Below are 7,773 nucleotides of genomic sequence, written 5' to 3' on the forward strand. Positions count from 1 at the left end.
ACAATTCGGGCTGCCGACGAGCTTCTTTCGGTCGTCCCGCCGTTCACCACATCTGAGGGTGCCCGGACGTCGCAGGGGACCGAGCGGGCCCCACCCCCCTCTCGCATCGACATGTGAGCTTTCAAAGAATTGGCCGGAAAACGTGGCTGGTGCCCCCTTCCGGACACACTGATGAGCACGATTCCCGGCAGGCACGCACAGGCATGCCGGTTCAGCGAGGGGGGACCGGCAATCACACCGATGAGGAGCAGCGGATCAGGGGCGGGGTTCGGGGACGCGATCACCGCCCTGACACGCCGGCGGATCGAGATCTTCGACGGAGCGGGAGGAGACTGGCGCTTCGCCGAGAGCCTGAAGTCCGTCAGCGAGGACACGGCCCAGGAGTACGAGGGCCGCACGATCCTGGAGCTCATCCAGAACGGACACGATGCCCTGGCCGCGGGGGGCACCGGCAGGATCGCCGTGCTGGCCACGCGCCACCAGGACGGCGGCGGTGTCCTGTACGTCGCCAACGAAGGCACCGGATTCACCGTGGAGAACTTCAAGGCCATCACTGAACTGGCCCTCTCCAGCAAGGGAGCCGGTGAGGGCATCGGCAACAAGGGGCTCGGCTTCCGCAGTGTGCTGCAGTTGACCGACTGGCCGGAGATCTACTCGAAGGCGTCGCCCGCCTCCGACTCGTTCGACGGCTACTGCTTCCGTTTCGCCCGACCGGACGACATCCACGCCGTCGTCAACGACCCGGCCCTCGCCGCCCGGGTGATCAAGGACGTCTCTCCGCTGGCACTGCCGGTGCCCGCCGAGGCTGCTGACCCCGTGCTCAAGGAACTCGCCACGGACGGCTACGCGACCGTCGTACGACTGCCGCTGCGCAACGACCACGCCTGGAGCCTCGTCGTGGCGCAGGCCGAGAACGTGGTGGACGACAAGGCGCCCCTACTACTCTTCCTCGACCGCGTGCGGGAACTGGTCGTGGAGATCCGTGACGGGGCCGAGGGCGGCACACGACATGTGCTGTCACGTGCCCAACGCCCCTGCGACCTGGTCGCGTCCCGGACCGCGGACTGGATCAGCGAGGTCGACCTCGGTGACGCCGGGCGGTATCTGCTGGCACGGCGGACCCTGGACACCGAGGCGCTGCGCGTGGCGATCGAGCGCAGCGTCGACGTCCATGGGATCGACGCGAAATGGCGGGACTGGCAGGGCGAGGCGTGGGTCGGTGTTGCGCTCCGACTGGACCGGCCGCTGTCGCGGAACGGCCGGATGTACACCTTCATCCCGATGTCGGAGGCGTCCTCTGCGCCGTTTCCGGGCCACGCCCACGCGCCGTTCTTCACCAAGCTCGCCCGGCTCGACATCAGCGAGGCGGTGGCCCTCAACGATTTGTTGCTCGACCAATTGGCGGTTCTTTGCGTGGAATCGGCCAGACACCTGCGTACCGAGACCCCGCACGCCCGCGCCGGGGACTTCGTCCTCGACCTCATGTGCTGGGACACCCCGGCCCGCCTCGGCAAGGCGGTGGACGGGCGGCTCGCCGTCGAGCCGTTCCTCCCCTTGGAGGGCGGGGAGTCCTGGGGCACCCTGCGGGACACCTACGCCTGGCCGGACGGCCGCCGCCCCTGGCGGGTCCTCACTGCCGGGGCGCTCGCGCGGGCCGGAGCCCATCTGCTGGCCGCCTCCGCGGGCCAGGTCCGGCATGCCCGTGCCGACCGGCTGGCCAAGGCGGTCGTCTCCCGGGCCCTGCGTCCTCCGCTGGTCAGGACCGCCGACTGGGCCGAGGCGGTGGCCGAGGAGATCCGGGCAGAAGGTGGCGAGTCGCCGAGCCCACGCTGGGCGGACTTCTACAACGACCTGGCCCAGGCCTTCACCGGCCAGCACACCGCGCTGCGGGGTCGGCGGATCATCCTCGACCAGGACGGCGGCCTGCGGCCTGCGCTCGGCGGCGCGGCGGAGCAAGGGAAGAAGGGCCAGAAGGAAGGCACCGTCTTCTTCCACCCCGGGGACGAGCACGACGTCGCCGGCACCCGCGTCCCCGGCGACCTCAAGGCGCTGCGCCGCCGTATCGCCTTCACCCACCCCGACATCACCTGGGAGAGCCCCGGACGGGACTTCCTGCTGCGGGGCGGGCTGGTCCGCTCCTACCAGCTGGACCAGGTCCTCGACGCGCTGCACGACCTGCTCGGGGCACGGCCCTCGGAGGCCCTCAGCCGCGACGCCCTCACCTTCGCCCTGCGGCAGTTCCCGGCGCTCACGCCGGGGCAGCGCGACCGGCTGTCGCGGATCGCCTTCCGGGTGCCGCTCACCGACGGCGGCTGGGCGAGGGCGGCACGCTGCTCGTACTCACCGGGCTGGGGCACCGAAGGCGCGCAGCGGCTGGAGAGGTTCCTCAAAGCGGGCGGTTCCCGGATCCCCGAGCTGGCGGACCAGCGGCGGCACTGGATCAGCGGCCCCGACGACTGGCCCGCGCCGGTCCGGGACCGGGAGGCGTACCTCGAATTCCTCACGGCCGTCGGCGTGGTCGACGGACTGCGGCTGTCCGTTGTCGGGGACCGCCTGGGAGCCCAGCAGGGGAACGATCTGGCACCCCGTGGCCTGGCCCAGCGGTTCGGCCTCGGCGACGGCCTGGGGCCTGTGTGGACGGCGGATGTACGGTCCCGGTGGACCAAGTTCGCCCACCCGTGGACGCCCTACGCGTTCCAGCGGCCATTGGTTCATCTCCCGGGAGCGACCGAGGTGGCGGACCTCGGCCCCACCACACGGCGGGAATTTGCCGAACTGCTCATCCTGGGGTTCCGCACCTGGGGCGACGAGGTCTTCGACGTCACCGTGTACCGGCCCGAGCACCCGCACAAGAGGGACGAGCACTCCTGGCCCACACCGTTCGCGTCCTTCCTCCGCCGCACGCCCTGGCTTCCGGTGGAGGACGCCGAGTCGGACGGCCCGGCCTTCGTCACCCCCGGCGAGGCGTGGTTCAGCACCGACGGGGAACTACCCGGCTTCGTCCCCTCGTTGCCGCTGCCGACCCGGCGGCTTCTCACCGACAAGGTCGCGGCCACGAGGCTCCGCCAGTGCGGGCTGCGGAGCTGGGAGGACCCTCGGCACGCCGGAGCGGCCGTCAAGCACCTCGGCGAGATCCTCCACCGGGGCGACGTGCCGACGCACCTCAGCGTCTCCTTCAAGAAGCACTACGGGCGGGCGTGGTCTCACCTCGCGCAGAACACCCGCTGGCCGTGGCTCACCGGCGAGGAGGTACGGCTCGTGGTTAGTCGCGGCAACGCCCTCGGCACCTTCGTACCGACGGCCGAGGACGTGCCCGTGCACGTCTGCGACGAGCAGGCGCCGCTGAAGGATGCACTCGTCGAACTGGCGGGCCATCCCGTCCTGGTCGCCGGACCGGAGAGCGGGGACGCCATCGTAGAGATGGCCGACGCGCACGGCATCCGCACCCTGCGCACGTCGGCGACCGATGTGCAGATCCGCCACAGCGACGGTGAACCGATCACCCCGACTGTTCACGCCGACACGCTCATCGACGGCAGAGAATGGCTCGTCACGGTGGTGGCTTTGGCCGTGGAACTGAAGTCCGGGTCGTTCCTGCGCCGCAGCGAGCGCGGTGTGCGGGCCCTGCTGGAGCGGCTGCGCACCGTGCGCGTCGTCCGGGCCGACGCTGTGGAGGTCGTCATCTCGGGCGTGCTCACCGAACCACCGCCCACCACCCGCGCGCTGCCGCTGCCGGACGCCAACCATCCCACGGTCGTCGTCTGGCGCAGCGAGGAGGGCTGGGACGAACTGCAGGCGTGCACGTCCGCGCTCGCCCAACTGCTGGGCAGGCCGGGGCTGCAGGACGCGCTGGAGCTGATCCTGGTCAAGCTGGAACGGCAGCTCGACACCCATGATCCCCAAAGGATCGACGACCGCACCCTGGCGATGGCACTGGACACGACCGAGGCCAAGGTCGCCGAGATCAGACGCAATCTCACGGGAGACGTGCACGACACGGTACGACTGCTGCGCCCGGCCCTGTGCTGCCTCCTCGGCTCCGCATGGGACGAGGAGAGTGCGCGGGCGCTCGACCGCGCGGCAGGCGAGGACGAACTCGTCCAGATCGTCGGCCGGTACACCGTCTCGCTGCCCGTGTCGGCCGCCGAACTCGTCGCCTTCGCCCGCTCCTGCTCCACACCTGCCGAACTCCGCGACGAACTGGGCCTGGACTTCCAGCGGTTCAACGAGGCGCTCACCACGCTCGGCCCCGGCTACGCCCCCTACTCCCACCCCGATCTCCACGAGCAGGCCTTCGGCGACTTCGTACGCGGCCACGCCAGCACGCTGGTGGACCGGCTGCGGGAACGGTATGTGGCGGCGGCCCGCGACGGCGCGGACCTCTCCGCGTACGCTGGCGCCCGTCGACTCCACGACCTGCTGCCGGACCCCGACTGGCTGCCCCGGTTCGTCACCCCGCCCGAGGACGAGATGCGGGCCAGGGCACAGGCCTGGCTGCGCTCGCACGGCGCCGACGACGATCTCGGGCGAACCACCGATCTCCCACCCGTCGACCGGCTCCGCGAACTCAACACCGCCGCACTGGACCCCTTGGTTCCGGCGCTGGCCCGGCTCGTGTCCGCCTGGTGCCGCCGGCACGGAGCACCCGTACCAACCGGCTGGCAGGGCGCGCCCCTGCTGGAGGCGCGGACCTTCCTCGACGGCTCCGGCCTGAGCGACCTCATCGAGCTGAGCGAGAGACAACTGCTCGACGTGGTGCGGCGCGGTGTGGGCTGGCCGACCGGCATGCCGCTCACAGCCGACGCGGGGCTCCTCGGCCTCACCCCCGCCGACCTGACGCCCCGGACCGGACCCGCGCAGGGCACCGCCGGATCACGCGGGGCGGGCCCGGCCACGATCATGATCGGCGAGAAGGAGGTCGCCGTGGGACGCGACCACTTCTCCGCCATCGCGGACCTAGCCTCCAGGACCGTCGACGAAGCCTTCCTCGCCCAGTCCGGCAAGGTACGCCTGGACACGGTCGCGCCGGTGCCCCAGCCCGGGCGGGGCGGGAGTTCCGGCTCGTCGCGGGTGGTCGTGGCCCGTCTGCACCAGGTGAGTGAGGACCAGCGGTCGGCCATCGGTCTGGTCGGGGAGGTCGTGGCACGGGCCTGGCTCCAGCGCCATTACCCCGAGGTGCGCTGGCGGTCTGGGTACGCCGCGGTCATCAACGGCGACCGGGAAGCATCGGACAGCCTGGGGTACGACTTCGAGGTCGCCTGGCGTGGCACCACACGGTTGTACGAGGTGAAGGCGCTGAGCGAACCCGTCGGCAAGCGAGTGGAGTTCGAGTTCGGGCCGTCCGAGGTGGATGCCGCGCGCACCCACGCGCGTGGCGGTCGGTACCGGATCCTGCTGATCACCGCAGCTCTGGACCCGGAGCACCGTCAGGTGTTCGAGCTGCCCAACCCGTTCTCGGCGGCCGGTCGCGAGCGGTTCCGGATCGTGGGCAAGGGGCTGCGCTATCAGTGCTCGCCGCTGCGGAACAGCCGACGGCCGTGAGCTGAAGCGCACGATGTCCCGAGTGTCGGGGAGCGGCCGGTCCTGCGGCCGGTTGACCTCCAAGATTCACCTGGCCGCCGACCGGCGCTGTCGGCCGATGGCGATCGTCCTGACCGCCGGGCAGGCCGCCGACAGCCTTCAGTCCATCCCGGTGCTGAACAACGTGCGGGTCCGTCTGCCGGTCGGCCGTCCCCGCACCCGGCCCACCGCCGTGGCGGGGCGACTAGGGTCTGTTTCTCGGATCTCCTGAAGTGATCACGCGCGTGGGTTGAGGCTGTTCAGTGTGGTTGGCCGAGGAGATCTGACGAACGCGGAGTGGGGGCGGCTGGAGCCGCTCCTGCCTCGTGGCGGTACACGTGGCGGTCGGTGGAGTGAGCACCGGAAGGTCATCAACGGGGTGCTGTTCCGGGCGAGGACCGGTGTGCCGTGGCGGGATTTGCCGGAACGCTTCGGACCGTGGGAAACGGTCTATAAGCGGCATCGTCGCTGGTCGGCGGATGGTACGTGGGAAATGTTGCTGGCGCGGGTGCAGGCGGCCGAGAACGCCGCGGGCAGGATCGACTGGGATGTGTCGGTGGACTCCACAACGGCCCGGGCCCATCAGCATGCCGCCGGTGCCCGTAAAGCCGCCCCGCCGGTGATTGTTCCTCAAAAGGGGCCCCACGGCGGTGCAAACCTGGGCGATCCGACATTTCGGAGCCTGTCCGTCCGCCTGGCGGAGGTGGTGAAGCAGGCGAGTGCTTAGGCCGTTCGCGCGGCGACCACGAAGATCCACCTGTCGGCCGACGGTCGGTGCCGTCCGCTGTCGATCGTCTTGACGCCAGGGCAGCGCGGCGACAGCCCGCAGTTCGAGGCCGTGCTGGACAAGATCTCGGTGCCGTGCATCGGGCCCGGTCGGCCTCGCTCCCGGCCGGACAGCGTCAGTGCGGACAAGGCGTACAGTTCCCGCAGCAATCGCCGCTACCTGCGCCGACGCAAGATTCGGCACACCATTCCCGAGCCCAAGGACCAGCGAGCCAACCGCCGTAGACGCGGCTCGGCCGGCGGTCGGCCGACCGGCTTCGACAAACAGCGGTACAAGAAGCGCAACGTCGTCGAGCGGGCGATCAACCGCCTCAAGAATTTCCGGGCAGTGGCCACCCGCTACGACAAACGCGCCTACACCTACCTCGGAACCGTCACCGTCGCATCACTGGTGATCTGGCTCCGCACATGATCCAAGAAACAGTGCCTAGGCCTACTCCTCCCGCGCTAACCGCGCCCACCTGCGCAAACGCCGCATCAAGGCGGTCTTCCCGGAGTGCGATGTCTCGCGACGATCTCTCGCAGCACCCTCAGCACCCCGCATTCCCTGACGGCTTCATCACCGACCCCTACTGCTGCGTCCCGCCGCCGGACGACCTGGGCGACGTCGACGACCGATTCGTCTTCGACTTCCGTTCCTACGACGACCTCGAGGACGGCCAGTGCTGGTCGAGGCTCAGCGTCGAACGCCTCTGCCGAGGCCCCGAGCCTCTACCGGACTGGGTGGCGACCTCGCAGAGCGCGATCGACACGGAGCTCGGCGTCCTGAAGACCGGCAAGGAGGCCGACGTCCACCTCGTCGAGCGCGCCGACCCGCTTGACCCCGCCGTCGGCGTGGTCATGGCGGCGAAGCGGTACCGCTCTCCCGGGTACCGGACCTTCCACCGCGCCGCGTCCTACACCGAGGGCCGATCGATGAAGCGCTCACGTGACGAGAGGGCCATCAAGCGGAAGAGTGAGCAGGCCGGAGTGGAGGCAGAGGTACTCGGCTGGCTGATGTGCGACCGGTCAGGGATCGGGACACCACGGTCGCGATCGCACAGCTGTCACGCGAAAGGGGCCAGGACCCGGCCGAGGTGTTGGTCTGGTATCAACGGGCGGCAGAGCTGGGTGAGGAGAACAGTTGGGGCTGGATCTCGGACCTGGCGGAGGCCGCGGGCCAGATCCCTGAAGCGATCGCATGGGCCGAACCGATGGCCTTGGCCAGCAACGCGAGGGCGTGCGAATTGATGGAGCGCCTCTATTTGGAGGCAGGAGACGGCGAGAACGCCGCTGCCTGGTGCCCGCGCAACAAGGAGGCGGGGTTGAAGGCGTATCCGCACTACGTGCTGCAGCGAATCGGTGACGCGGAGAGGAAGCGCCAAGTGGAGGAGTATGGGGATCGAGTCTGGCGGGCAGGTCGCCGAAGCATGGGACGCTGCGGAGATC

Annotated in this window: 2 protein-coding genes and 2 pseudogenes; all 4 read left to right on the forward strand. The window is 70.0% G+C overall.

What is annotated here, in order from left to right; all coding sequences use genetic code 11:
* Positions 1–240: 240 nt before the first annotated feature.
* Positions 241–5,541: a sacsin N-terminal ATP-binding-like domain-containing protein gene (locus AC3EUJ_RS29960; protein WP_431966836.1), complete on the forward strand. Its 5,301-nt coding sequence runs from the start codon at positions 241–243 to the stop codon at positions 5,539–5,541.
* Between the two features lie 34 nt (positions 5,542–5,575).
* Positions 5,576–5,782, forward strand: a pseudogene (locus AC3EUJ_RS29965) (IS5/IS1182 family transposase); the annotation flags it as partial.
* Positions 5,783–5,824: 42 nt separating this feature from the next.
* Positions 5,825–6,757: pseudogene (locus AC3EUJ_RS29970) on the forward strand (IS5 family transposase).
* A gap of 664 nt (positions 6,758–7,421) precedes the next feature.
* Positions 7,422–7,773 (forward strand): hypothetical protein (locus tag AC3EUJ_RS29975; protein ID WP_431966838.1); only part of this gene is annotated, 352 nt, incomplete at its 3' end.

This window comes from Actinacidiphila sp. bgisy160 (assembly GCF_057707815.1).

Bases quoted from the DNA above. Each gene is read 5' to 3' on its own strand.
- AC3EUJ_RS29960 (WP_431966836.1), top strand. From the start codon at position 241: ATGAGGAGCAGCGGATCAGGGGCGGGGTTCGGGGACGCGATCACCGCC.